This is a genomic window from Cellulomonas sp. P24 (assembly GCF_024704385.1).
In the GTDB taxonomy this organism is placed as follows: domain Bacteria; phylum Actinomycetota; class Actinomycetes; order Actinomycetales; family Cellulomonadaceae; genus JAJDFX01.
Genome location: NZ_JAJDFX010000002.1, coordinates 2,953,950 through 2,978,397, shown reverse-complemented (window position 1 = coordinate 2,978,397; position 24,448 = coordinate 2,953,950). Strand labels below are relative to the sequence as shown.

Here is a 24,448-nt window from a genome sequence, read left to right as displayed (position 1 = left end):
CTTCGTGACGTGGCCGTGTCGGACGCGCACTCCGCGAAGGGCTCACTCGCCGAGGTCGGCGAGCGCGAACCCGCCGCGGCCCGGATCGACGAGCGCCCCCCTTCGATCTCGTCGGTGAGGGTGGTCGGGTACTCGTCGTCGGATGCCGCCACGTCGTGCGGTGGTCACGCCGAGTGATCTCAGCGTGACGCTCCACGTCGTTAGTTATTCGATTTACTAACAACCTAGCGATGGGGATTCGACGGTGTCAAGGTCCAGCGGGTACCGCGTTCCACGCGCCCGAGGACCGGTCCACGAAGGCCTTGCGGCGCCGTCATCCCCTCCGCGCCCCGCCCTCGACCGGAGTACTGAGGCGAGACGCGACACGCAGTCGGTCGCCCGGGTCGTCGCCCGGGTGGTCGTTCCTGATCTGCCGGACCTCGAGCACGTCGACCTCGGTCGGGCCGGCGCGGAGAGCGTGGCGAGTACGGTCGTGGCGTGCACTATCGGGGGCAACTGCGGAGCGGCGCCATGGTCGGCGCGGTCACGGCGCCGATTCCGACTCTCATCGGCGTCGGCATCCTCCGATCGCGACATGTCGGATGCGACGTCGTGGCAGCGCCCGGAGGCGTCGCCGAATGGATGTGCCCGGATGGAGTCGGGTACGTCGTGCCGACGCTGGCGTTGTGGGCGTTCTTCGCCCTCCTGATCTTCTGGATGCGGATCGGGGCGATCGCCCGTCGGACCCCCGAGGCACGGGCCATGATGGCGCGCGACCTTGCGCTCTGGGGCGCGGTACCCATGGCGATAGGCGGAGGAGTGGGAGTCGGGTTCACTCTGTCCGGCACGGGCACGGGCCTCGACGATCCAACCCTCGCCGACGTGTGGACAGCCGCGGCACAGAGCCTCGGAGTTGCTGTCGCCGCCGGCCTCGTGGTGCGGACCTCTCGTCGGGGCGGATCGAGGTTCACGCTCTGGTGCTTCGCGGCCGCTGCGGCGGGTGCCGTCTCCCTCGAGCGAGCCGCACTGGTAGCGCCCTTCATCGTGGCATGCATCGGAATGCTCCTCCCTGCCGCACTCCTTTCTCTGTCCGCGACAACGGGTGACCGGGCCCTCGTCCGGGAGTAACCGCGCTGCGCTGGTGAACCCGCGCGTCGGCGGCTACGTGTCGTTCAGGTCCGGTTGCGCGGCCCTTGTGGGGAATTCAGCGACATCGAAGCCGCGTGACCACCGCGGTCGGGCCGTCGAGGTCGCCCACGACCGAGTGCTGAGGGAGCGCCACACGACTGAGTCCCTGTGGCGCTCGTGCGGTGGCTCGTGCGCGAGAATCAAGCGATGACCGCGAGCCCGGACCGACGAGGCGCGGATCCCTCCTCCGGGGTAGTGGCTGAGGGTCTTCCTGCGGGCGACGAGGCGGAGGTGCCGCTCCCTGGTGGTGACGTCACCGACGGGGTGGTGCGGGTCGGGAACACGGTCCGCCGCCCCGTCGGCCCGCACTCGTGGCTCGTCCACGAGGTCCTCGCCCATCTTGACCGGGTCGGTTTCGCCGGGGCGCCTCGGTTCCTCGGGCTCGACGCACAGGGCCGTGAGGTGCTGACCTTCGTTGCCGGGGAGGTGGCGGGGCGCCCCTGGCCGGCGTGGGTGGCCGACGAGCAACGCATCGCCAGCGTGGCTCGCCTGGTGCGTTCCTACGATGACGCCGTGGCCACGCTGGCGATCCCCGCTCCCTGTGCTGGCACCCGGGTCGCAGCTCCGGTGGGGATGCCGGCCTCGATCGCGGGGCCCGCTGAGCTTCTTGGCCACATGGACGTGACTCCGGAGAACGTCGTGTTCCGCGACTCGGTGGCCGTCGCGCTGATCGACTTCGATCTGGTGAGACCGGCCACGCGGACCGAGGAGGTGGGCAACGTTCTTCAGTGGTGGGCGCCGTTGATGCCGATCGGCGACCGCGAACCGGTCCTGCGCGACGTCGACCCCCTCGCCAGAGCCACGACGCTCGTCGACGCCTATGGGCTCTCGGGCCCGGAGCGTCAGCTGCTCGTCCCGGTCATGCTGAACGCTGCCGACCGGACCTGGCATCAGATGAAGCATCGTGCCGACCACCTCGGCGGTGGCTGGCGACGCATGTGGGACGCAGGGGTCGGCGACCGCATCCTTCGGCGTCAGGAATGGCTTGCGGTCCACGCCCAGGAGCTGCACGACGCCGTCACCTGACCTGCGAGACCACGCGCACGTCGACTGCCGCGTCGACGGGGAGGCGGTCACCGCGTGACCCTTCGAGTGAACCGTTGCACGGGGTCATGGCAACTGTCCGGCATGCCGACCGCAGAACACGAAGCGACCGGTCATGCCGCGGGCCGGCGTGGCGGCAGACCGTGACGGGTTGCACCCGCCGGACCGCTTCCGGATGTGCGCACGCCTCGGCGGAGGAGCTGACGTGCAACCGGACACCGGTGGGCGGCAAGCGGCGGTTCTCCCCGGGCGAGCCGGGCCGAGCGGTTGTTCAGGTCAGGACCGTGAACGATCGACCATCGCCGCAGCATCGGGTCGACCCTCCTGCGTCAGGCCGGTCACGACTCCCTCGATGTCCCGGTCGGGGCGGTTCTGGCTCATCTTGACCTTCACCTCGACCCGGGAGATCACCAGCTCCACGCCGACGATGGCCCGCAACTGTCCGGTTGTGAACCTCGCCGGTGCGTCGTCCACGCTCCATGGGTGCTCACGGTGCGCCTCGTGCCGGTCGGTGAGTCTGCGCACCAGCGCGCCGACCCACGCCGCGTCGTCATGGATGACGAGCTCTCCGTACACATGCGCCGTCGCGTAGTTCCAGGTCGGCACGACGCGCCCGTGCTCGACCTTGCTCGCATACCAGGACGGTGAGATGTAGGCGTCCGGCCCGTGCGCGATGAACAGCGCCTCCCCGCGCACAGGCCGTCGCCACTGGTCGTTGTTGCGCGCGAGATGCCCCATCAACGAGCCGCGCGAACCGGGACCGGCATCGAGCAGCACGGGCAGAAACGTCGCCACAAGCCCGCCGTCGGTCGAGGTCACGAGGTCACCGGCGACCACCTCGGCCAGGAAACGAGCCGATGCGTCGCTATCGGCGCCGAAGTGCGCAGGGGTGTACATGGATGCCAGTATCCGTTCGCCGGCCCTCAGCGAAGCAACCCTGCCAGGTCCACCATGGACCCGACGCCGACACCGTGGCCGCGCCTCCGGGTGCCACGTTGAGTGCGGCTACCTGAGCAGCGGGGACGGCCAGCGCCTCGACGGATCCGGTTCAGCGTCCGCCGACATCGTCGTGGATCAGCGCTCGATCTCGTACGCCAGGGCCAGGTCGTCACCGGCCGTGCCGCGGATACTCCAGTCGTGGCGAGGCGTCTCGAGGATGTGGATCTCCAGGTCGTTCGGTGCGATGCCGAGCCGAGCCTCCACCCCCGCGAAGAGCTCGGCATAGAAGGCCTTCTTCGTCGCGACCGTGCGTCCCGAGAACATCATCACCTCGACGATCGTGTAGCGCTCGGACCGGTGAGGGGGCGTGGGAAAGTCCTCAGCATCCATCAGGACGAAACGGTGGAACCGCTTGTCCGGCGGCAGCCCGAGGACGGCGACGGCGACGTCCTGGAGGAGGACAGAGAACTCTGCGCGCAACGGTGCAAGCACCTCACGGCGGCCGTAGACGACGAACTGGGACATCGGGGCACCTCTCCGGGTCGGACTCACTGGGCCGGGTCCAGGGACCGTTCCGCCGAAAGAACTCTTCAGGTGGCGCCAACGGACCCCTGGTCCACTGAGCTGCACCACTCGAGCATCCGCACATGCCGCAGCGAGCGCGGTGATCGTGCGTCAACCGTGTTCTCCGGATATCCCGGCGCACGGAGTGCAGACGACGTGAGGGCGACTACTCTCGCCCGGATCTGCCACGGGCCGTCGCAGCGATGCGCGTCCAACCCCGATCGAGAAGGTGTGGGCCACCGAGCTCAACTAGCCTTCACGGATGGGTGTGGACGAGATGCCGCCCACCGGTACGTGCTACCTGAGTACCGTCGGGCGTCGCAGCGGCGAGCCGCGCCGCGTCGAGGTCTGGTACGTGATCGTCGACGAGCAGATCGTCCTGACTGGAACCCCCGGCGCCAGACACTGGCTCGCCAACCTGCGAGAACACGCCGACGCTGTCCTGCAGCTGCGCGCTCCTGACCGCGACCTGGCAGTCAAGGCGGAGGAAGTGACCGATCGCGGCAAGCGGCGCCGTGTCGCCCAGGAGGCGTGGCGACTTCAGCCCTGGTATGCCGAGCAGCCGTTCTCCATCGAGGACTGGGTCGCGAACTCACCCATGGTCGTACTGACGTCCACGCGTGCAGGAAGGAGCCAGGATCGGACACCACCTGACGACGGTTGACGTCGTGCCCTTCGCCGCCACCTTCGCGCCGGCGCCGTACGCACTCTCATAGCCGCGCACCGTGGGTCTGACCATCAGCGGATGGTGGTGCTGTGGTCGCAGCTGCCGGTGCTGCGGGGTGACGTCCCGCTGAGTGGTGGAGCTTCTCGACACCGTGCGGGTCGGTGCTCAGATCATGCCGTGAGGAGTTCGGGGGCATCCACCTCCTGTTCGGCAACGGTGGTCAGGGTGGTCATGGCGGCGAGCTGGACCATGGAGTGTTCGGAGAGGTAGCGGCGGTCGGTGGCGGCCCATTCGTCGTGGGCCTCGCCCAGGACGGCGCCGGCCAGTCGCAGCAGCGCGGCGGGATTGGGGAAGACGCCCACGACGTCGGTGCGGCGTTTGACCTCCGTGTCCAGTCGTTCCAGGGGGTTGGTCGACCAGATCTTCTTCCAGTGCGCGGCGGGGAACCCGGTGAACGCGAGCAGGTCCTCGCGGGCGCCGGTGAGCATGTGCCCGACCTTGGGGTGGGAGCGGGTCAGCATCGTGGCGATGACCTCGAACTGCTCGACCACGTGGTCAGCGTCGGGTTGGGCGAAGATCGTGCGGATCGCGGCGGCGACCATCTCGGCGTTGGTCTTGGAGACGGTGTCGAGCACGTTGCCGGCGTTGTGGACCCGGCGGCGTTGCCAGGAGGATCCGAGCAGCACCGAGGCGATCGCGGTCTTCGGCGTTGTTGTGGGGCGTGGCCATCGACGTGGTGCTTGCGGTCCGGCGCCCGGAGTGGACCGGCTAGCGTGTCTCCCATATCTGGGGTGAGGCTCGCGGCAGTCTGGGCGGGTGACGTCTTCTCGGTATCAGGTCTTCACCGACGCGCAGTGGGCTCGGGTGGCGCCGTCGTTGCCGTCGAACGCGGGTCGGCGCGGTCATCCGTTCGGTGACGACCGTCGGGTGGTCGAGGCGATCGCCTACCGGTATCGGACCGGCATCCCGTGGCGCGACCTGCCGCGGGAGGTCTTCGGGCCGTGGCAGACGGCATGGAAGCGCCACCGCCGGTATGCCGCGGACGGGACCTGGGACCGGGTGTTGGCCCGGTTGCTGGCCGAGGCGGACGCGGCCGGCGAGGTGGACTGGACGGTCTCGGTCGACGCGACGATCGCCCGCGCCCACCAGCACGGCACGAACACGACCCGCCCCGACCAGGACACAGGGGGCAAGGTCGAATCACAGGAATCTGCCGATCAGCGAGTGTGAACCTGCAGGTCACGGCATCGGACGCTCACGGGGCGGGCTGACCACCAAGATCCACGCCGCGGTCGACGAGCACGGGCGCCCGCTGGCCGCAGTGGTCACCGGCGCGCACCGCAACGACGGCGCCCTGCTCGACGCGGTCCTGGCCGACATCCGCGTCCCCCGCCTGGGCGCAGGTCGCCCGCGCACGCGACCCGACACGGTCCTCGCGGACAAGGCGTACTCCGCCGGGGTCTACCGTCGCGCCCTGCACGCCCGCGGGATCAAGGTCGTCATCCCCGCGAGAAGTCCGACCAGATCGCCGCCCGCAAACGCCGCGGGTCCCGCGGCGGGCGCCCACCCGGACTCGACACCGCCGCCTACCGCGACCGCAACGTCGTCGAGGGCCGCGTCGGGTCCTCCATGGACGAGGGAGCCGCTGGTGTCGGCTGCACGTCGGAGGCCGGACACTCCCCCCGTCGCATGCGCGGGAGGCGTTCGGACATCCGCGCCGGGCGCCGGCGAGCTGAACGCGCGGTCGGCGAGCTGAACCGTTCTGGTCAGCCGGCGAGCAGCTCGGTGGACACCACCCACAGGCGCTCGGCGAGGGCTGGGTCGAGCGCCCACCACTTCACGCCGTGGGGGTGCTCGGCAAGGTCGGCGTCGTTCGCCACGGTGTAGGCCTCTTGGGCGTCGTCGAGGTAGTGACCGCCGGTGTGCGCGAACTCGGGGGAGGTCGCGGCGACGATCGTGGTGGCGGCCCCCTGTTGGACGGTCTTGTAGGTGAAGACTCCCGACGCGGCCGCCGCGTCGAGGGACTCCCTCTGCTGCGTCGTGAAGTTGCGCTGCAGCCCGGTCGCTATCCCCCGGGATTGGCCGCGTTCGCGACGATCCCGTCGGACGCCCACCGCGTGGTCGCTTCAACGGCGAACAGGGAGTTCGCCGTCTTCGACTGGGCGTACGCGATCTGGGGGTCGTAGCTGCGACGCTCGAAGTGGAGGTCGTCGAAGTCGATGCCCGAGCGCATGTGGGCCGTGGAGCTGAGGGACACGATCCGCGCTCCGTCACGCTCCGCTGCGCCTCGGGCGAGCGCGTCGTGGAGACCGACGGCGAGCGCGAAGTGGCCGAGGTGGTTCGTGGCGAACTGCAGCTCCCACCCCTCGGCGGTGCGCTCGAGACCGCCCGTGACGACCCCGGCGTTGTTGATCAGCAGGTGCAGCGGGCCGTCCCAGGCCTCGACGAAGCCGGATACCGAGCCTTGGTCCGCCAGGTCCAGCCACACGACCCGGGGCCTGATCGAGACACCAGATCGCTCGATCTCGTCGGCGACCGCCTGGCCCGCGGCGGCGTTCCTGACGGCAAGCGTGACGTCCGCGCCGGCCGCGGCGAGTGCGCGTGCCGTCTCGACCCCGAGGCCGGAAGAGGCGCCGGTGACGACGGCGCGCACACCGTCCAGGTCGACGTCACGGAGCACCTCCTCGGCGGTGCTCGATGAGGTGAACCGGGTAGTGAGGAGGTCAGGCGCTGTCATGACATGGACTATACATGCGAGACCGTTTGCGTATAGTCGGTACAGCCTCGTATGCTCGGGCCATGAGCAACGACGAGGTCCTGCTCGACGTTCCATCGGCGATCCGCACGGATCGACGTGAGGCGGTCCTCGAGTCCGCGCTCCTGACGTTCGCGCGCTTCGGGTACCGCAAGACGTCGATGGAGACGGTCGCGCAGACGGCGGACATCTCGCGCCCTGGTCTGTACTTCCTGTTCAGCTCGAAGGAAGAGCTGTTCCGCGCCGCCGTGACCCACGCTCTCGACGCGGACCTGCTCGCCATCGACAGGATCCTGAAGGACGACGCGCGGCCACTGCCCGTCCGGATCCTGGAAGCCTTCGACCAGTGGGCCGGGCGATACGTCGGGCCGATCGCACGTGACATCACGACGGTGATCGAGGACAACCCCGGGCTCCTCGGACCAATCGTCCAGACTGCGCCGCAGCGCTTCACCGAGCTGATCACCGACGCCATGACCGCGGACACCACCGGGATCGGCCGATCGAGGGCCGCAGCGGCAGCGCAGACCCTGATCAGTGCGTCGATCGGCATCAAGCACCAGGTCGAGGACCGAGAGTCCTACCGGCAACGACTCCAGGTCGCGATCGATGTCCTCGTGCTCTGACGGTGCGCCCCATCGGGGCGGTTGACTGCACGCATCACCGGCCATCGTTGGCCGTCGGCCCCGGGCGATTGCCCCCTGACATCGGGACGCCCAGAAGAGCGGGCCCCACGTACAGTAAGCACATGGAACGCCGCGCTGCCCTCCTCATGTGGAGAGTCACGCGCCTGCTTCTTGCCACTGGTGGCTTTGCCGTGGCGACGGGAATCCTGGGGATCTTGCAGGGCGCGTCCTCCCATTCCGCGTGGCTCTTGATCGTTCTCGGGATTGCGCTTGTCGTGGTGTCGACGAGCGGACGTCCGGTTGACGAGGCGGTTGGGCGGGACTGGTCAGTCCTCAGCGCCCGGGTGAGGCCATTCGCCTCTGGGTTTGCCATCCTGCCGATCACGCCGCTCTCGCCGCGTGGCGTGTCCCCACCCCGGGCCTGACGTCCCCTGGATGCGGGTGTAGCGATCCCCGCTCCGTTGTGAGATCCGAAGCGTGTGCCACCGACGAGGTGGATGCCTTCGCAGAGCGCGCCGTTGCCGCGCTGGATTGGTGTCGAAACGCCGCAGTTGGCGACGCCACACAGCGCTGACCTGGTCAATGAGGTCACGGCGAGCGACATGGCCGATCAACACGCGCCCACCCCTGCACGAACACGAGCCTTTGCGGGCGCACGTACCGCCCGCCTCTCCCGAGGGACTTCTCCCATGGACTTCTACAAACTTCTCTACCCGATCGAGTGGGTAGTGGCATGGATCATGTACCTGGCCCACTCCGCGCTCACCTGGATCGGTCTGAACCCGGCATCCGGTGCAACCTGGGGCCTGTCGGTCGTCGTCCTCGTCGTCGTCATCCGGATCATCCTCATTCCACTGTTCTTCAAGCAGATCCACGCGCAGCGCGGAATGCAGCAGCTCACCCCCGAGCTGCAGGCCATCCAGAAGAAGTACAAGGGCAAGAGTGACCCGGCCTCCCGCGAGGCCCAGAACCGCGAGACGATGGCGCTGTACAAGAAGCACGGGACGAACCCACTCGCGTCGTGCCTGCCGTTGCTCGTCCAGTCGCCCGTCTTCCTCGCCCTGTTCCAGGTGCTCAGAGGACTCACCCAGATCGCCTCAGGCGCCCTGGGCCCGATCGGACCGATCGGTCGGGAGGTCGCCCATCAGGCTGAGACGTCGCAGATCTTCGGAGCACCCCTGTCGGCCACCTTCGCGAGCGCGGGTGTCGATCCTGGCCTTGCGACCAGCACCCGCATCGTGACGATCGTGCTGATCGTGGCGATGGCCGCGACACTGTTCCTGACCCAACGTCAGCTGACGATGAAGAACATGCCGGCGGCAGCGCTCGAAGGCCAGGCAGCCCAGACACAGAAGGTCATGCTCTACGTCATGCCGCTGGTCATGGGCTTCTCCGGGGTCGGCCTGCCGATCGGCGTCCTGCTGTACTGGACCACGACGAACATCTGGTCGATGGGGCAGCAGTTCTACACGATCCGCCGGATGCCGACGCCCGGTTCTCGGGCAGAACGCGAGCGGAACGCACGCAGGGGAATCGTGGACGACGCCACAACGGGACCCGTCGAGAACACCGATGTCGCGGAGACCAGAGCACGGAAGGGACAGCGCACGCAACCGGTCCGCAAGAACCGGGCATGAGCCGGCCAGACCCTGCCGTGACGCGGCCGAAGCGCGTCGTGAGACCTCTCGCGTCGATGGGGCTCATCGAGTCGCCTCTTCTCGTGCTCGGACCGGAACACTCGGTGCGTCGGACACGTCGGTGACGCGAGCCTTGCCCTGATCCTGTGCGGGCAGAAGGAGGGCGACGGCCGCGGCGGCAAGGGTGATGACGGTGGTCCACCAGAAGGCGGCGTCGAATCCGGCCTCGGGGTGAGCCACGGTCGCGGCCGCGGTGAGGACGACCGCGACGAGGGCGGTGCCGAAGGCCCCACCGAGCTGCAGGACGATGCGGGTGATGGCGGACGCCTGGGGCATCTGGTCCTTGCGGATGTCGACGTACGCGGCAGTCATGATCGGGATGAGGACGACGCCCAGGCCCAGTCCGCGAACGAACAGGACGGTGCAGAGGAGCCAGAGGTCGGTGTGGGTGCCTGCGAGGGCGAACGGCACGGTTGCGGCGGCGACGCCGAGGAACCCGACGACGGCGACGATGCGGGGGCCGAACGTGGAGACCAGTCTCCCGACGACCGACCGGGCGAGCAGGGTGCCGATCCCCTGGGGGATGAGCAGCAGCGCGGCATCGAGGACGCTGTAGCCGCGCAGGGCCTGAAAGTACAGCGGCAGCAAGAGGTTGCCGGCGAAGAGCGCTGTGCCGACGAACGTGAGCGCGATCGAGGAGACTCGCACCGAGCGCACCGCGAGCAGTCGCACGTCGACGAGGGCCGCGCCGGCGAGCCGGGTAGCCCAGATGATGAAGCCTGCCAGCAGGATCGCGCCGCCGATGCCGGGGATGAGCACGTCGGTCCGGGTGAAGGCGCCCTCGGCGTGCGTGTTGGACAGGCCGTAGAGGAGTCCCGCCAGGCCTGGGGCGAGGAGCACGGCGCCGACGACGTCGAGCCGCGGGCGAGGGGCTTCCCGGCTGGGGCGGTCGTCGGTGATGAACAGGACGGCGAGGATGAGGCCGACGACGCCGACGGGGACGTTGATGAGGAACAACCACCGCCAGGTGAGCCAGTTCAGCACCAGCCCGCCGAGCACCGGACCGAGAACCGGGCCGAGTGCGGCGGGCAGGCTCACGCTCGCCATCGTCCGTGTCCTCGCCTCCGGGGCGACGTGCTGCATGGCAAGGGTCTGCATGAGCGGAAACATGATTCCGCCGGCGAGTCCTTGGAGGATGCGGAAGGCGATCAACGACTCGACGTTCCACGCGCATGCGCTGAGAACCGACCCGAGCACGAACAGCCCCAGGGCGAACAGCCACAGCCGTCGGCCACCGAAACGGGCCTGTGCCCAGCCCACGAACGGAATCGCGGTCGCCAGGGCGAGCAGGTAGCCGGTGCTGACCCACTGGATCGTCGATATCGGGGCGTGGAGCTGCACGGTGAGCGTGTGCAGCCCGATCGCCACGATCGTCGTGTCCAGGATCGCCGTGATCCCGCCTACGACAAGTGCTGTGAGCAGCCGGCCGGTCGACTGTGTCGACGGCGCCGCCTGCGGGTGTGCGTCTGTCACCACGACCTCCAATAGGGAACGTATGCGTTCCTTACGTTAGGCGAGTAGAATAAGGAACGCAAGCGAGCACAATGAGGAGGGGCATGACGGGGACCAGACGGCGCGGCGCGACGCTCGAGGACGCGATCCTCGACGCGGGGTGGGTGCAGCTGATCGACAAGGGCTACCCGGGCTTCACCTTCGAGGCCATCGCCGAGCGCGCCAAGACGGGCAAGGCGGCCCTCTACCGGCGCTGGCCGGACAAGGAAGCCCTACTGCTGGCCGTGCTCGCCCACCAGGGTTTCGCACCCTCGGCCGAGATCCCCGACACCGGCTCGTTACGCGAGGACGTGCTCACGCTGATGCGGTCGGCCAACAGGCGCGGCGAACACGCCGCCGCCCTGTTCAGCTCCATCCTCAGCGCCTACTTCGACAACGAGATCACGCTCACCCCGGCACAGCTGCGCACCCAGCTCTTCGGCGACCAGAGTCGCGCCCTGACTCAGGTCGTCCAGCACGCCGTCAGCCGCGGCGACCTGTCTCCGGAGGGCCTTCCGCCGCAGATCGTCAGACTGCCCTCCGACCTGCTGCGCCACGAGCTGATCATGACCCTCAGTCGCGTACCTGACGAGACGATCGTCGACATCGTCGACAACGTGTTCCTCCCCCTCGCTACGGATCCACGACGAACGTCACGGGGATAGATTCGCTGGGCGCGACGGCCAGAGAGCGTCGGGCTTTCCGTGCGGAACGCGGCTGTGGCGACTGGCGACGACGCCTGCAATGGGGAGCATTGGTCTCATCGACGATCCTGCCGTCGAACCGGCAGCGCTGTCCGCACAGCTGGACTCCGCGGCGGCGTGGTGAAGGCGAGCAGACACGGACCCGACCACCTTCGAGTTCGGGCACCGACGTCCCCCATGGAACTGGCGGTTCCGCTCTCGAGGTCACTCGCTGGGCGCGGCGACACCCGCACCAGTGGAGCGGGCGTCACCTTCACCCCACTTGCACCCCTCAAGACGGCCAACAACCGGCGGTCGCGGAGCGACAACCCGGCTCTTCGCGAACGAGGGTGTAGGTGGGTTCGGCGCGTCGGTGGTCGGGTAGGGGTCGAGGTCTTCCGAGGATGGAGGTTCCTACGCCTGCTCGACGGAAGACCTCGACGTGCTTCACGCTACCTTCGCGCCTCCTGATCTGACGGTGTTCTGCCGGCTCGACGAGCTCGGGCTGGAGGTCACCGGGCAGCACGTGACCGCGCAGCGCGCCGTGCTGGAGTGCCGGATCGTGGAGCCGGATGACTTCTGCCGGGGTTGCGGGGCGGCGGGGCTGGCGCGTGAGACGGTGACCCGGCGACTCGCGCATGCACCGTTCGGGCATCGGCCCACGACGTTGCTGGTGCGGGTGCGCCGCTACCGGTGCGGGTCGTGCCGGCGGGTGTGGCGGCAGGACATGACCAGGGCGGCCGAGCCCAGGTCGAAGCTGTCCCGCGGCGGGTTGGCGTGGGCGCTGGTCGGCCTGGTCGTCCAGCACCTGACCGTCGCGCGGATTGCCGAAGGGCTGGGAGTGGGTTGGCACACGGCGAACGACGCGGTCCTGGCCGAGGGCCACCGGGTGCTGATCAGCGACCCGGCCCGGTTCGATGACGTCGCGGTGATCGGTGTCGATGAGCACGCCTGGCGACACACGAGGCTCGGCGACAGGTATGTGACCGTGGTCATCGACCTGACCCCGGTGCGCGACGGCACGGGTCCGGCCCGGCTGCTGGACATGGTCGAGGGCCGTCCCAAGCAGGTGTTCAAGACCTGGCTCGACCAGCAGTCGGAGTCCTTCCGGCACGGGGTCGAGGTGGTCGCGATGGACGGGTTCACCGGCTTCAAGACCGCGGCCGTCGAAGCGCTGCCGGACGCAACGCAGGTGATGGACCCGTTCCACGTCGTCCAGCTCGCCGGGGACGCTCTGGACCGGTGTCGCCAACGCGTCCAGCAAGCCACCCGCGGCCACCGCCGCCACGCCGGTGATCCGCTGTTCGGGATCCGCCGCGTCTTGCACACCGGCCAAGAGTTGCTCACCGACCGCCAGCGCGCCCGCATCGAGGCGGTGTTCACGACCGATGAGCATGTGCAGGTCGAAGTCACCTGGGCGGTCTACCAGCGCATCGTCGCCGCCTACCGCGACCCCGACCGAGCCGCCGGAGCACGCCAGTTACGCGCCGTGATCGACTCCCTGCGCCGAGGCGTGCCGGCTGCACTCACAGAGCTGCGACGCCTCGGGCGCACCCTGGCTCGCCGCGTCAGCGACGTCCTGGCCTACTTCGACCTGCCCGGCACGAGCAACGGCCCCACGGAGGCGATCAATGGCCGCCTCGAGCACCTGCGCGGCTCCGCCCTCGGCTTCCGAAACCTCACCAACCACATCGCCCGCAGCCTGCTCGAGACCGGCGGATTCAGACCACTCCTACACTCTCATTCGCGATGAGCCATCAACCCCGCCCTGACCAGGGCTAACACAGCGCGCCTGGGTAGATCCGAACTGCTGACACCCGCTTCAGGAGTTCGATCTGGGGATGTGGATAACGCGCTGACCTGCGGAAATATGCGCTGGTAGTTCGTGGAATGACACCGTTCTGGGCTGGGCGCTGACTACGCGCTGACCACGGACGCGTCTGTTTGAGTCATTAGGCAGGCTCGATGGTCAAAACACCTTCGAGACACTGCCCAAGCGCCGTCTCGCTCACCAGGGCGTGCCCGCTAGATCCCCACGACTCGCCCCAGCTGTTTCTCACGCAGACAAGGAGCTCTCCGTCCACCAGCCCCGTGGGCAGACCCGGACCAGAGGCTCGGGCAATCCCCACCGCGGCCACGGCGTGCCGCGCAGTGCCCGGCCCATCAGGCAAGACAACGCCCGTTCCCGCAAGGAAGGAGCCGGTTACGCGGAGGAGCAGAACCGGCCATCGTCCGGACTCTAGTGCCGGCCGGATCTCTTGGATGCCGGTACCCGGGACTACGTGCGCCCGAACGTACGGCCCGATCGCCGCCGGAGGCGGCCCATACGATGGGTCCGCCTCGTCGGCATGCTCGTCGTAGGGCCACTGCGCCTCGGGGGGCTGGCCGTCGCCGAGCAGGGCTGATCCGGCTGAACCCACGTCCCCACGGCCTCTCGGGTATTTGCCGCTCGCCCAGTGCAGATACTCCGCGCTGTGTGCGACCTGCGACTGGAAGGCGTGGACCGCGGTGATCGCCATCGAGAGGCACGTGCCACGGTGGCCCTGATCAGCGACAGTCGGAAATGGCGAACGATTGTCGACGATCCAGTCGATCATGCGATCCGCCGGGCGACGCGAAACTGGTGGGCCACAATTTGCCCGTAGGCAAACCCCTCCAGCGAATGAGAGGGCGCGACCCTTACTGAGACTCCAAACTCCTCGACCACGCCATCGGGCTGCCAGGGACGTGCGAGGACTGCCTGGATGCGAGCCGAACCCGCCTCGTCCGCCAGCATCACGAGTTCCCGCACTCCTCCCCCACCAACGGTCTCACTGCTTCCTGACGTCAGGAACGTATCGAGGACCACGCGAAGTTCAGATGACGCGGCGAGGGCCGCCGAGACGGCGGTCTCACTTGTGAGCAACCGCCCGCCATCCCAAACCGCCCCGCGCGCACCTAGCGCGGCCGCCGGTGGTTCACGGAGTCGCCATTGGTACCCGGTCGATGGATTCTCGGGCAGCCGCACTCGGAGCTCATCGCCGATCCTGCAGACCGCGGCCAAGCCGTTGGAGCGCTGATCAAGCAGGAGAAGATCGGCGCGGTTGTTGCCCTCGGGATGGTCTCCGGATCGCAGTGCGCGCTTGACGGCCGCCGCTCCAGCGCGGACGTAGTTGTCCGCTGCCTGATGGTTGAGCCTCCTCAGGTTGACCAGTTGCCACACAGCGGCGCTGAAACTCACATCGAGGTCCCTAGCGAGCATGTAAGCCTGCGCAGCAGTTGGACTCGCCTGTCGAGCTACTCCCTGGCGGCGCAAAGCGCGGTTTACCGCCTGGAGAGGCATCAGCAAGTTGCCGGCAAACACCTGGGCTGCGAGCTCGTTCGCGCGCGCCTTCTCGATTGGGCCCCTCACGTCGTCGGGGCCGTCGAGATGGGATTCGTGACCCAACACATGGTGCCCCAACTCGTGTGCAGCCGTATAGCGCTGAAGACTCTCTGGGTGGTTGGCGTTGACCACGATACCGGTCGCATCACCCTCGCGGAGGTAGAAGCCGTAGAGGCCCGCACCGAGCGGCTTGCTTACTAGCCAGATTCCTTCATCCTGGACGATCTTGAAGACATCGATCGGCTCGTCCCACGAGATCACCCGTTTGGCGAGGAGTCGCTGTGCCTCCATTGACGCGCGACCGAGTGCGGGGTTGATTCGCATCGCTATGTGCTCCTGTGGCGAGCCCTCGTAGGTCGGCTAGTCGACTGTGTTTGAACCAACTGGTGGCGCTTGGCCGGCACCCCGGAGAAACTCCGCGAATCGCAACACCTGTTGCTTGTCAGACTCCGAAAGCGACTTAGTGGCGCGAAAGAGCGCAGTCGTCGCAGCGTCATCCGGAGCAGTCCTGCCAAGTAGGCGATCCCCAGAGGTTCCGAATAGCTCTGCAAGTCGCTTGAGTTCGATCCCAGTGACTCGACGGTGACCGTTCTCGATTGCACTCACCGCAGCGCGCGAGATGCCTAGCACTTCCGCCACATCTGCCTGGCTGAGGCCGACATACAGGCGGTCCGTCCGGATACGTTCAGCAAGCGCCTGCTCATCGTCAACTGGATCGACGCTCGAGGTGGCGCTATCCCGAGGTGCAGGCGTCTTCGAGTCTTCGTGCTGATCGGTCATTTGCGTCTCCCTCCTGTCGGGGGTCGTAGGCACTGGAAGATTCGATCGAGCTGCTACTCGGGAGCTAACGCGACCGCAAGTGCCGCGGCGGCGTCGCCCTCGTGGCTGATGGTGAGCCCCCAAGTCCACCCGTCCCCACCGTGGGGCCACGGCATGGTGCCGACGGCAGCAACTGACGGTTCACCTCGGGCGTTGTGCACGATCTCGATTTGATGGGCGGCGATGCCTCGAAACCCCGTTCCAAGCGCCTTGACCACAGCTTCCTTGGCCGCCCAACGGGCCGCCAATCGATCAGGACGCCCGACCGCATAGCGCCGCTCGTCGGCGGTGAAACACCGCTCGATCATTCTGTCCCCCCCCGCGACGCTCGACCAGCCGAGCGTACTCACGGATGCTCACGACGTCCCATCCAATGCGAAGCCGTTGCCCAGACTTCAAGCCGAGTCGATCGACCGCGCCGAGCACATCCTGGGCAGACAGACTCAACTCGCTCATGTCGTCAAGTCCGGCATCGAGAGGTCGCTCATGGATGCGCCGAGCGGTCGGGCAGAGAGCTCGATAGGCCGGGTCTCGCCGGCCGCCGCCGATGCAGCATGCAGCAGTTCTTTGCGTTGCGGAAGGACCGCGTCTGCATGACTCGCAACGACCATTAGTTCACCGACGGTTTGGCCCGACTCGGTGGCTAGGAACGACAGGAGGCGCGCCAAGCCAAGGAAGTTGCCATAGGCACGGTCCTCGTAGGTGTGATTGCGATACAGCGCGACCATCGAAACGACGCCTCGAAAGCTCGAGAGGCTAATATGCGCGAGGCACGGTCCGCCGCGCGCTGGAGTAACCGTACCCCTACCCCCTTGTAGCACGGCTGAGGCTTCGCCGACGCCGACCGGCGAATCCCGGTCGGGAGCAATGATCGGCATCTCGTACCGATTCTTGTAGTTTCGTTCGGCGCGGAGCACCTGGAGGACCTGCGCAAGCTGGTTGGTCGGTTCTCCGTCCGGGCTCGGGTAACTAACCAATCGCCCGATATAGGTTCCCCATCCCGTCTTCCGCGAATGCCTGCGCGCACCCTCGATTGACTCCACACGTTGGTAGAAGCGATCCACAGCGCCAGGCATTTCGGGCCGATAGAGCCCGATTGGAAATATCGTATTCGCCACCGTGTGCATGGTCTGAGCTTTGAAATTGCTCTTGAGTAGACGCTCTTCGGCGAGACGCGCCTCGATAGTGCGGCGAACACCGACGTCTTCGTGGAGTGGGTTGGCGATGGTAACTGTCAGGTTCACAAGCTCTCCCGGGTTCGCCAGCGCACGGTAGGCGCCGAGCCAGGCGCCACCGATGTCGTCGGCGTCGACATGAGTGCTCACGCGGCATCGCCCGCCGAGTCCGTGACGAGCTTCGCCGCGACAAGAGCCACGAGGGCGTCGACGGTGGTGAATTGCTCGGGTTCGAGGTCAGCGGGTCCGGGCAGGGCGACCCCGAACCGGGCCGACAGCCCCGCGAGTACCGCCTCGGCGGTCTTGCTCTCCAGTTCGTACATCTCGTCGCCACCAACCGTTCCGATCGCACCGTCGATTTCGCCTCGATCCACGCCCTCGACGTCGGCGAGCTCATCCAGGATTGCCTCGCGGATGTCAGATCTGCTCGTGGCCACCATCTGATACCCCCTCTCGACGACCGCAATACCGTCACGCTACGGCCTGCGTGTCAGATAATCAAGCACCCGCGCGTCGCTGGATCAGCGTCATGAGACGACCTGGGACTCGAGTCCGCGGGCGAACACCGATGTTTGGGCACTGCAGACCGATGCGCAGTCCCTCCTGCACTAATGGTGTGTGGCTCGTGACAACTCGTGACAAGCGGTACGGCCTCGTGAGCCGCCGCAAGACACGCCCGCGCAGACGCCGGCGCCCGAGGGCGCCTGCCTCCGGCAGGGCATACCCTCATGATGTCGCGGGCGTCTGCAGCAACTAGTAGTGACGCAGTGTCCGAGTGCTCCGAGGACCATCACGTCGTGGTGAGCTCGGTGCGTGCAGCACTTGACGTGCCGAGCAACTTCCCGTCGGCGTCCACCTGCGAGGAGAGCGATGAGGACGATCCGCATCGGCGGCCGCACGGTGGTCGCGACAGACGTCCTTCGCAGCTACTGGTTCGTCGCCGCCGAACGGCAGCGCGTCTACCACCAACGGCTTCGCGCCGCCCCCGCGCCTTGGACGACTGACGCGATCTTGTCGAACTATCGGTTCACCAACGCATACCGCGCCGCAGACCGAGTGTCGCAAGACCTCATCCACGTTCAGTACGCGGGCCCCCAGGCGCCTGACGAACTGCTGCTTAGAACCTTGCTCTATCGGTTCTTCAACAAGCCCTCGACGTGGCAAGCGATAGAAGACGCCGTTGGGACAGTGTCGTTGGAGACGTTCGATGTGGCCCGGATAAACCGCCACCTAGAGCGGCTGATGGCCCGTGGACAACGGATCTACTCCCCGGCCTACATCATTCCACCGCCCCCATTCGGCGCCCGCCGCAAGCACCTGAACCATCTGCTCCTGGCTGAGCACATTCTCGCGTCGGGGGCGACCCAAGCGATCGTCAGCGCAGGAAGTTTGCGGGACGTGTTCGATACGATCTCGTCGTACCCGTCTCTGGGACCGTTCCTTGCCTTTCAGTTGACGATCGACTTGAACTACTCGACGATCATCAACTTCGACGAAAACCAGTTCGTCGTGGCTGGCCCGGGCGCACGCAGCGGCATCGCCAAGTGCTTTGTTGACACTGCCGGCGCTTCACACGGGGACATTATCCGCTGGGCCGTCGACCACCAGGAGGAAGAGTTCGCGCATTACGGGCTCGACTTCGAGGACTTGTTTGGTCGAAGGCTAACGCTGATCGACTGCCAGAATCTGTTTTGCGAGACCGACAAGTACGCACGCGTCGCACACCCAGAGACGGCCGGGATCGGACAGCGCACTCGGATAAAGCAGAGGTTCACACCGCATTCGGCGATACATGCACCCTTCTTTCCGCCGAAGTGGGGGATCAACGAGAGCGCGATCGCAGCCCTTGCCGATCACAGCGTTGCGAGTGCGGACGACCTTTTCCATAATGTGCCGGGATTGAGGGAGCCCGTCGGCGCGCACCTTAGGTAGCTCTTCGACATCAGTGGTCGCGCGCGTTGGGACGATTGATGTACTCACGTGCGACGGCTGCGAGATCCGTGTTGCCAAGCGAGCTGAGACGCGGCTCGAGATCAGCAGGCATGGCACCGCGCTTGAAGGCCCAAAACACGTCCAGAGCGCGGATGTACCCCTTCAGCATCGGGTCGTCGAATGGGATCGTCAGGTCCTCGAGGTTCGCCCCGGTGCGCAGCTGCTCCTCAAGGTCCATCCACTGGGCTAGTGCAACCCCCGCGGCCATCCACTCCGTTTCGTAGCGCAGCGTGGACTCTCCAACGTAGCCAGCGACGGTGGGCGGCGCGGTCGCCAGCACGTTTCGGGCGCGCGGCAGGTGCTCCTCGTACAGGTGCAGCGACGACGTGAAGAATGTCAGCACCCCAGGCTCCAAGTTGAGCCATCGTGCCATCATCTCCAGCAGGACACTCCACTCGAAGGCGTTGATGCCGGAGAAGCCCCACCAGATGTCGGTACTGCGCGCCGCGACGTTCAGGTCCAGTTGGCCGTTCCTGGAGAGGAAATGCAACCAGTTGTTGCATGGGATGTCCCTGCTGTCTTGGAAGTCCTGCGAGGGATCGAACAATGAGATGGCCGCCCGGCGTGACATCGGGGAGCGATCCAGCTCACCGCGCACCGCGGCAAGTTGGTCGACTCCGCCCCAATCGCGGAGACGCGGGCCGTAGCCGGCACGCCACGTCACGCCACCGTCGTCAGAGAAGTCACGGGCACGTCTCAAGTACGGGGTGAGGTAGGCCAAGTCGTTGCGGCCCGCTATGACCCACATGCTCTCAGCGATTGCAGCGAATGGGTTGTTGTTCCTGCCAGGGGCAAATACGAACCGCTCGAGGGGCAGCTCGATCGCGACCGTTTGTGCGGCCAGTTCGATAGTGGGTCCATTTCGACTGTCGATCTCCGTTCCCACGTCAATCAGATCCGACAACATGCCCATAAACGCCGAGTTGACGTTCCTAAAGTTCGCCACACCGCACCCGCTTCAACTTGCCGCAGTTGTTAGGTCACGACGTCGAAGCTCGGCAAGTATGAATGCCGTGACTTCGGCCACTCCAGCAGTCGGAACTCGAACCACCGTATCATCAGCGCCCCTAGCCAAGTCCTGGTACCCGTTGGAGATCGGACCGGAGTTGTTGCTGTCGGCCTCATAGGGCTGATCGAACACGAAAATCACCGACGCGGTGAGCGGTGACCAGATGCCCTGGATGACGTTCATGAACGCTTCTCGCGTAATTCCACTCTTGGGGATGTCGCCGCTGTACCAGCCGTATGCGACCGTCGACCACCACCAGCGGTCCAGAAGTACTGCCTTGTCGTGCAGGAGATCCACAATCCGCGGCATGCTCTCTGCGTGGCACGCGAGATGTGCGAACTGCTTGGCCACGCCAGATGCGGGCCGACAGGCGTCGTCCTCCAACATCGCGTACGTCGCCGCGGTGAAGTGACTGAACCCGCGCGGCATGTGCACGTGCTCGGTGGTCGCCGGGTCGAGCTCTCGCTCCAGCACTGCTGCCTGGGTACTCTTCCCTGTCTTGTCGAGACCTTCGAGGACGATAAGCGTCCCGGGCTTGAGGATTCGGCCGGTCATCTAGTTCTCCCTGTCCGTCATCCGTCGGCGACTGCATCGCTCTCCGAGCGACTGCCGCGGCGTGACCCCACTGGTGACGCGGCGACTCTGCCGACTGCGCTGGTAGCCGGTGGCCAGCGCACGAGACCTCGTCAATGACATCTTGCTGCTCCCGCCTGGCCGAGCACTCTCGGGCGCGTCGGCACAGGAGTCATCGGCATGTGCGCAACGGACCTTGTGTCAACGTCGCCCGAAAGTGAACCCCGTGTCGTCGGTTGAAAGTGAACCCCTCTGCGGTGGTCGTGCTCAGTCGTCGGTCGGGCCTGGTGCCCGGCCGAGGTCGCGGTTCTTCAGGCGGTAGGAGTCGCCTTTGAGGGCGATGACTTCGGCGTGGTGGACGAGGCGGTCGATCATGGCGGCGGCGACGGTGTCGTCGCCGAAGACCTCGCCCCAGCGGCCGAAGGGCTTGTTGGACGTGACGATCAGGGAGGCTCGTTCGTAGCGGGCTGAGACGAGCTGGAAGAACAGGTTCGCGGCTTCGGGTTCGAAGGGGATGTAGCCGACCTCGTCGATGACCAGCAGGGGGTAGCGGCCCAGGCGGCGGAGCTCGTCTTGCAGGCGCCCGTCGTGGTGGGCGGTCGCGAGGCGGTCGACCCATTCCGAGGCGGTCGCGAACAGGACGCGGTGGCCGGCTTGGCAGGCGCGGATCGCGATGCCGGTGGCCAGGTGGGTCTTGCCGGTCCCGGGCGGGCCGAGGAACACGACGTTCTCCCGGGCGGCGACGAAGTCCAAGGTCCCCAGGTGGGCGATCAGGTCGCGTTTGAGGCCGCGGGCGTGGTCGAAGTCGAAGTCCTCCAGGGACTTGCGTCCGGGGAACCGGGCGGCGCGGATGCGCCCTTCCCCGCCGTGGGTCTCACGGGCGGCGACCTCGCGGCCCAGACACGCCGCGAGGAACTCCTCGTGGGTCCAGGACTCCGCGCGGGCCCGTTCGGCGAGGCGGTCGACCGCGTCACGCAACGTGGGCGCCTTCAACGCGCGGGTCAAGAACGCGAGCTCGGCGGTGACGTCGCGGGTCTGGGTCGCGCTCATCGGGCCATCACCTCGGCCAGCCCGAACACCTGGTCGTAGTCGCCCAGGTTCCGTTGCTCGACCTCTTGCATCCGTGGGGCCGCCGGCCGGTGGGCCGCCGCGAACGACAACGCCAGGGCAGCGGCCCGGTGGGCGGGATCGGTGATGGTCTGCTGACGGGCCCAGCACCGCTCATGGGCCGCGACGACCTTGGTGCCCAGGCGGACGGTCACGGTGGCCAGGTCAGCGGTCACCACGACCTTGCGGCCGACCGCGACCGGGTCCACGGAGTAGTCGTTGGAGTCCAACCGGACGTAGTGGTCCCGGGGCAGGCGGACGGTCGCCGACCAGCCGAGCTGCGGGGCCACGGGCGGCAAGGCGAGCATCGCGGCGGCGTCGGCGGCCCACCGGTCAGCCGGACGAGCACCCAGCGACCGGTGATGGCGCCCGTTCGCCTGCACCAGCCAGTCGGTCAGCTGGGTGTTGAAGTCACCCGGGCCGGTGAAGGTCCGCCCGGGCAGGAACGAGGTCTCGAAGTAGCCGTTGACCCGCTCGACCAGACCCTTGGCCTCCGGGTCCCGCGGGCGGCACTGGTGCACCGAGATGCCCAACGTCCCGCGGAACGCCTCGAACTGATCGGCGAGCTTGGGCTTGCCGGCCCGCCAGGCCCCCACCGCGGGCTCGTTGTCCCAGACCAGCTGAGCCGGAACCCCGCCCATCGCCTGCAGCACCGACCAGTGCCCGGCGATCAGGTCCTCGGCCTGACGGGTCGGGACCATGACCGCGAAGATCATCCGCGAGTAGCCCGCGACCATCACCAGCACCGGCGGACAGGCGACGTGCCCGAACCCGACCGGGATCGGCGCCGGCGGGAACCACAGGTCGCACTGGACCCGCTGACCCGGGTCGTAGGAGGTCCGCGTCGCCGGGTCCGGGGGCAGGTAGTACGGACGCAGCTCACGGATCCGGTCCTTGAGGACCGTGATCGACCGGTCCCACCCGATCCGCTCGGCGATCACCGTCGCCGGCATGTCCGGGACCGCCCGCAGCAGCTCGCGAACCTTGGGCTCGACCGCGTCGACGATCGAGCCCCTGGGCTCTCGGACATACTTCGGCGGGGCGTCATGGGCCAACGCCCGGCGCACCGCGTTCCTCGAGACACCCAGCCGACGCGCGATCGCCTTGATCGCCATCCCCTCGACCCGGTGCAACCGACGGATCTCCGCCCAGTCCTCCACGCTCATCACCCTCCACAGCGTCGTGCAGGGGGTTCACTTTCAAACGACGCCAGGGGGTCAGTCTTCAGCCGACGTCGACACCTTGAAGCTACCCGAGCTCGCGCTGCGCTACGGGGCCCCGGCGACAGACGATTCTCTTAGGTCCAAGCTCGAGACTCGCCAACGATCGTTTCGGCAATCAGGACTCTCGTCGGCGCCACGGCGTGTACACGTTGAACCCTTAAGGTGCTGGGGACCGATGAGCTGGCTCGGCGCGACACGTTCCCGGACAGCGCCGGGTCGAATCTCTCTACTCGCTTGGAGGCGAAATGACCAACGACGGGCACGCGAGCCGCTCGGACGAATCCAACGAACTGAAGCTCGCCCTTGATCACTCGTGGCAGTGGTTCGCTCTTCATGCCGGACAGAGAATGCAGCTTCTAAACTACTTCCTCCTATCCGCGGGGTTCATAACTGCTGGCTATGGCGCCACGCTGAATTCGAGCCGCCCACAGGTGGCCGGGGCGGTGGCCACGGGCGGCTGCATATTGTCGGTCCTGTTTTGGCGTCTTGACGTTCGGACGCGAGAATTGATTCGGGTCGCCGAGAAGCCGCTCGAGGAGCTCGAAGCAAAAATCGGCCGCGCAAGCGGTATCGCCGATCTGGACATGGTTGCACTGATGAAGAAGCCAACCCATCGCGCCTCTTCGTACACTTCGATAATCCGGGCGCTGGCAGGGGTCGCGTTCATGCTGTTCGCGTTTGGCGCTGCTTTTGGATTCTCACGCTAGAACCGATACGCGCCGAGCGCTTCTTCCCGTGCGCCGTGAGTGAAGAGTTCAGGTACCCCCGATTTCGTCCACCCGCCCGAGCACAACCGCACGCGAGGGCGCCAAGCGGACGTGCCGTACACGGAGCGCTTGCCACGGGATCAACGATCACACCGACGTGAACGTCACATTGTGGGCCTCTATGCGCAAGCGGTTCGGGACGCCGTGCTGGTCGCTACTTCGCCGTCCGCGCGCGTAGCCAGATCGCGAGATCTGAGACGAGCCGAGGTTCGGCGGCGGCGAGCCAAGTCTCGGCGTCGCAGTCACCGCCTGTGAGTGGGACCTCGAAACTGGTGGCATCGACGCTTCGGTAGGTGCCCGCGGGGCCGATGCGGAGCACGGTGGTGGTAGCCCGGTGCAGAGGACTCTCGGGGGCGTGGTACTTCACTTTGACTTGCAGTGCCGTGCGGAGCACGGTCCGGGAGTCGATGGTGCGAACCGCGAAGCCCGGAGATAGCGGCAGGTCGGCGACCAGTGACGGACTCCAGCACGCGGTCCACGTGTCACCGGGCCGCCACTCGATCTTGTTGTCCTGCCAGGTTGCGTCGACCAGCTCGATCACCCCAGCGGGCTCCCGCGACCACAGCGACGCCAGCTCGCGCACAGCTTGATGCTCGCATGACCGCGGCGCCGTTGAGGGTCGTTCGCGAAGCAGCTCCCGCGTCATGCTGCGACTTGCCGGTCGCAGCCCTGCATGACCCAACGGCCAGGACTCCCAAGCAACAGCGCCTTTCACGGCGGCCCCGTCTCCGCTAATCCTGCGCAACACGGATCCGGCCGCAGGCCCCGAGGACGCAGTCCGAGCCA

25 protein-coding genes and 2 pseudogenes are annotated in these 24,448 nt (G+C 67.1%); 11 read left to right on the top strand and 16 right to left on the bottom strand.

Going from position 1 to position 24,448, the window contains the following annotated elements; genetic code table 11:
* Positions 1-9 precede the first annotated feature (9 nt).
* From LJB74_RS13955 to LJB74_RS13945, 3 genes are all read left to right on the top strand, one after another.
* The gene (locus LJB74_RS13955) at positions 10-177 is read left to right on the top strand and encodes a hypothetical protein (RefSeq protein WP_259309106.1); all 168 of its coding nucleotides are present in this window, start codon (positions 10-12) and stop codon (positions 175-177) included.
* A 414-nt stretch (positions 178-591) separates the two neighbouring features.
* Positions 592-1,107, top strand: coding sequence for a hypothetical protein (locus LJB74_RS13950; protein ID WP_259309105.1), 516 nt, complete (start codon positions 592-594; stop codon positions 1,105-1,107).
* Between the two features lie 207 nt (positions 1,108-1,314).
* Positions 1,315-2,193 (top strand): phosphotransferase, encoded by an 879-nt coding sequence (locus LJB74_RS13945; RefSeq protein ID WP_259309104.1) that lies wholly within the window; start codon positions 1,315-1,317, stop codon positions 2,191-2,193.
* A 294-nt stretch (positions 2,194-2,487) separates the two neighbouring features.
* On the opposite strand, the gene LJB74_RS13940 is transcribed toward LJB74_RS13945, so the two are convergent.
* The gene (locus LJB74_RS13940) at positions 2,488-3,108 is read right to left on the bottom strand and encodes an FMN-binding negative transcriptional regulator (RefSeq protein ID WP_259309103.1); all 621 of its coding nucleotides are present in this window, start codon (positions 3,106-3,108) and stop codon (positions 2,488-2,490) included.
* A gap of 177 nt (positions 3,109-3,285) precedes the next feature.
* The gene (locus tag LJB74_RS13935) at positions 3,286-3,675 is read right to left on the bottom strand and encodes a tautomerase family protein (RefSeq protein WP_259309102.1); all 390 of its coding nucleotides are present in this window, start codon (positions 3,673-3,675) and stop codon (positions 3,286-3,288) included.
* Positions 3,676-3,976: 301 nt separating this feature from the next.
* Here LJB74_RS13935 and LJB74_RS13930 point away from each other — a divergent pair, with 301 nt between their 5' ends.
* On the top strand, positions 3,977-4,378 hold the full coding sequence (locus LJB74_RS13930) for a nitroreductase/quinone reductase family protein (RefSeq protein WP_259309101.1): 402 nt from the start codon (positions 3,977-3,979) through the stop codon (positions 4,376-4,378).
* Positions 4,379-4,551: 173 nt separating this feature from the next.
* Here LJB74_RS13930 and LJB74_RS13925 read toward each other — a convergent pair.
* A pseudogene (locus LJB74_RS13925) lies at positions 4,552-5,085 on the bottom strand (transposase); the annotation flags it as partial.
* Between the two features lie 112 nt (positions 5,086-5,197).
* Here LJB74_RS13925 and LJB74_RS13920 point away from each other — a divergent pair.
* Positions 5,198-6,004, top strand: a pseudogene (locus LJB74_RS13920) (IS5 family transposase); the annotation flags it as partial.
* Positions 6,005-6,147: 143 nt separating this feature from the next.
* Here LJB74_RS13920 and LJB74_RS13915 read toward each other — a convergent pair.
* A complete protein-coding gene (locus LJB74_RS13915; RefSeq protein ID WP_259310438.1) occupies positions 6,148-6,495 on the bottom strand; it encodes a hypothetical protein in 348 nt (115 codons plus the stop codon).
* A complete protein-coding gene (locus LJB74_RS13910) occupies positions 6,447-7,118 on the bottom strand; it encodes an SDR family NAD(P)-dependent oxidoreductase (protein WP_259309100.1) in 672 nt (223 codons plus the stop codon). Before LJB74_RS13910 ends, LJB74_RS13915 begins: the two co-directional genes overlap by 49 nt.
* Before the next feature lie 62 nt (positions 7,119-7,180).
* Here LJB74_RS13910 and LJB74_RS13905 point away from each other — a divergent pair, with 62 nt between their 5' ends.
* Entirely contained in the window at positions 7,181-7,762 is a 582-nt protein-coding gene (locus LJB74_RS13905; RefSeq protein ID WP_259309099.1) for a TetR/AcrR family transcriptional regulator, read from the top strand.
* Positions 7,763-8,451: 689 nt separating this feature from the next.
* Positions 8,452-9,399 carry a membrane protein insertase YidC gene (yidC, locus tag LJB74_RS13900; protein WP_259309098.1) on the top strand — a complete coding sequence of 316 codons (948 nt, stop codon included), beginning with the start codon at positions 8,452-8,454 and terminating at the stop codon, positions 9,397-9,399.
* Positions 9,400-9,462: 63 nt separating this feature from the next.
* Here the strand turns inward: yidC and LJB74_RS13895 are convergent, their stop codons facing one another.
* A complete protein-coding gene (locus tag LJB74_RS13895) occupies positions 9,463-10,932 on the bottom strand; it encodes an MDR family MFS transporter (protein WP_259309097.1) in 1,470 nt (489 codons plus the stop codon).
* 83 nt (positions 10,933-11,015) lie between these two features.
* On the opposite strand from LJB74_RS13895, the gene LJB74_RS13890 reads away from it, so the two are divergent.
* The gene (locus LJB74_RS13890) at positions 11,016-11,615 is read left to right on the top strand and encodes a TetR/AcrR family transcriptional regulator (protein WP_259309096.1); all 600 of its coding nucleotides are present in this window, start codon (positions 11,016-11,018) and stop codon (positions 11,613-11,615) included.
* A 460-nt stretch (positions 11,616-12,075) separates the two neighbouring features.
* A complete protein-coding gene (locus LJB74_RS13885) occupies positions 12,076-13,386 on the top strand; it encodes an ISL3 family transposase (protein WP_259309095.1) in 1,311 nt (436 codons plus the stop codon).
* Between the two features lie 840 nt (positions 13,387-14,226).
* Here the strand turns inward: LJB74_RS13885 and LJB74_RS13880 are convergent.
* The 5 genes from LJB74_RS13880 to LJB74_RS13870 all read right to left on the bottom strand — a co-directional run bounded on the left by LJB74_RS13880 (position 14,227) and on the right by LJB74_RS13870 (position 17,431).
* Entirely contained in the window at positions 14,227-15,321 is a 1,095-nt protein-coding gene (locus tag LJB74_RS13880; protein ID WP_259309094.1) for a protease inhibitor I42 family protein, read from the bottom strand.
* A 36-nt stretch (positions 15,322-15,357) separates the two neighbouring features.
* Entirely contained in the window at positions 15,358-15,777 is a 420-nt protein-coding gene (locus LJB74_RS20905; protein WP_396125173.1) for a helix-turn-helix domain-containing protein, read from the bottom strand.
* Between the two features lie 53 nt (positions 15,778-15,830).
* A complete protein-coding gene (locus tag LJB74_RS20900; RefSeq protein ID WP_396125233.1) occupies positions 15,831-16,124 on the bottom strand; it encodes a holo-ACP synthase in 294 nt (97 codons plus the stop codon).
* 144 nt (positions 16,125-16,268) lie between these two features.
* Positions 16,269-17,141, bottom strand: coding sequence for a hypothetical protein (locus LJB74_RS13875; RefSeq protein WP_259309093.1), 873 nt, complete (start codon positions 17,139-17,141; stop codon positions 16,269-16,271).
* Positions 17,138-17,431, bottom strand: a complete 294-nt coding sequence (locus tag LJB74_RS13870; protein ID WP_259309092.1) for a hypothetical protein — start codon at positions 17,429-17,431, stop codon at positions 17,138-17,140. The genes LJB74_RS13875 and LJB74_RS13870 overlap by 4 nt, the downstream gene beginning before the upstream one ends.
* A 430-nt stretch (positions 17,432-17,861) precedes the next feature.
* On the opposite strand from LJB74_RS13870, the gene LJB74_RS13865 reads away from it, so the two are divergent.
* Positions 17,862-18,923, top strand: a complete 1,062-nt coding sequence (locus LJB74_RS13865; RefSeq protein WP_259309091.1) for a nucleotide kinase domain-containing protein — start codon at positions 17,862-17,864, stop codon at positions 18,921-18,923.
* A gap of 10 nt (positions 18,924-18,933) precedes the next feature.
* Here LJB74_RS13865 and LJB74_RS13860 read toward each other — a convergent pair whose 3' ends face one another.
* The 4 genes from LJB74_RS13860 to istA all read right to left on the bottom strand — a co-directional run bounded on the left by LJB74_RS13860 (position 18,934) and on the right by istA (position 22,841).
* Positions 18,934-19,896, bottom strand: coding sequence for a thymidylate synthase (locus LJB74_RS13860; protein WP_259309090.1), 963 nt, complete (start codon positions 19,894-19,896; stop codon positions 18,934-18,936).
* A gap of 45 nt (positions 19,897-19,941) precedes the next feature.
* Positions 19,942-20,547, bottom strand: coding sequence for a hypothetical protein (locus tag LJB74_RS13855; RefSeq protein ID WP_259309089.1), 606 nt, complete (start codon positions 20,545-20,547; stop codon positions 19,942-19,944).
* 285 nt (positions 20,548-20,832) lie between these two features.
* Positions 20,833-21,615 carry an IS21-like element helper ATPase IstB gene (gene istB / locus LJB74_RS13850; protein WP_259306779.1) on the bottom strand — a complete coding sequence of 261 codons (783 nt, stop codon included), beginning with the start codon at positions 21,613-21,615 and terminating at the stop codon, positions 20,833-20,835.
* Positions 21,612-22,841, bottom strand: coding sequence for an IS21 family transposase (gene istA / locus LJB74_RS13845; RefSeq protein WP_259306778.1), 1,230 nt, complete (start codon positions 22,839-22,841; stop codon positions 21,612-21,614). Before istA ends, istB begins: the two co-directional genes overlap by 4 nt.
* Positions 22,842-23,140: 299 nt before the next feature.
* Here istA and LJB74_RS13840 point away from each other — a divergent pair, with 299 nt between their 5' ends.
* Positions 23,141-23,602 carry a hypothetical protein gene (locus tag LJB74_RS13840; protein ID WP_259309088.1) on the top strand — a complete coding sequence of 154 codons (462 nt, stop codon included), beginning with the start codon at positions 23,141-23,143 and terminating at the stop codon, positions 23,600-23,602.
* A 214-nt stretch (positions 23,603-23,816) separates the two neighbouring features.
* On the opposite strand, the gene LJB74_RS13835 is transcribed toward LJB74_RS13840, so the two are convergent.
* Positions 23,817-24,245, bottom strand: a complete 429-nt coding sequence (locus LJB74_RS13835) for a hypothetical protein (protein ID WP_259309087.1) — start codon at positions 24,243-24,245, stop codon at positions 23,817-23,819.
* Between the last annotated feature and the right edge of the window lie 203 nt (positions 24,246-24,448).

Coding starts and splice junctions, on each gene's coding strand:
- LJB74_RS20900 (WP_396125233.1), bottom strand. CDS start 16,124: ATGATCGAGCGGTGTTTCACCGCCGACGAGCGGCGCTATGCGGTCGGG.
- LJB74_RS13870 (WP_259309092.1), bottom strand. CDS start 17,431: ATGGTGGCCACGAGCAGATCTGACATCCGCGAGGCAATCCTGGATGAG.
- LJB74_RS13890 (WP_259309096.1), top strand. CDS start 11,016: ATGACGGGGACCAGACGGCGCGGCGCGACGCTCGAGGACGCGATCCTC.
- LJB74_RS13930 (WP_259309101.1), top strand. CDS start 3,977: ATGGGTGTGGACGAGATGCCGCCCACCGGTACGTGCTACCTGAGTACC.
- LJB74_RS13940 (WP_259309103.1), bottom strand. CDS start 3,108: ATGTACACCCCTGCGCACTTCGGCGCCGATAGCGACGCATCGGCTCGT.
- LJB74_RS13935 (WP_259309102.1), bottom strand. CDS start 3,675: ATGTCCCAGTTCGTCGTCTACGGCCGCCGTGAGGTGCTTGCACCGTTG.
- LJB74_RS13865 (WP_259309091.1), top strand. CDS start 17,862: ATGAGGACGATCCGCATCGGCGGCCGCACGGTGGTCGCGACAGACGTC.
- LJB74_RS20905 (WP_396125173.1), bottom strand. CDS start 15,777: ATGACCGATCAGCACGAAGACTCGAAGACGCCTGCACCTCGGGATAGC.
- istB (WP_259306779.1), bottom strand. CDS start 21,615: ATGAGCGCGACCCAGACCCGCGACGTCACCGCCGAGCTCGCGTTCTTG.
- LJB74_RS13910 (WP_259309100.1), bottom strand. CDS start 7,118: ATGACAGCGCCTGACCTCCTCACTACCCGGTTCACCTCATCGAGCACC.
- yidC (WP_259309098.1), top strand. CDS start 8,452: ATGGACTTCTACAAACTTCTCTACCCGATCGAGTGGGTAGTGGCATGG.
- LJB74_RS13855 (WP_259309089.1), bottom strand. CDS start 20,547: ATGACCGGCCGAATCCTCAAGCCCGGGACGCTTATCGTCCTCGAAGGT.
- LJB74_RS13880 (WP_259309094.1), bottom strand. CDS start 15,321: ATGCGAATCAACCCCGCACTCGGTCGCGCGTCAATGGAGGCACAGCGA.
- LJB74_RS13905 (WP_259309099.1), top strand. CDS start 7,181: ATGAGCAACGACGAGGTCCTGCTCGACGTTCCATCGGCGATCCGCACG.
- LJB74_RS13945 (WP_259309104.1), top strand. CDS start 1,315: ATGACCGCGAGCCCGGACCGACGAGGCGCGGATCCCTCCTCCGGGGTA.
- LJB74_RS13840 (WP_259309088.1), top strand. CDS start 23,141: ATGACCAACGACGGGCACGCGAGCCGCTCGGACGAATCCAACGAACTG.
- LJB74_RS13860 (WP_259309090.1), bottom strand. CDS start 19,896: ATGGGCATGTTGTCGGATCTGATTGACGTGGGAACGGAGATCGACAGT.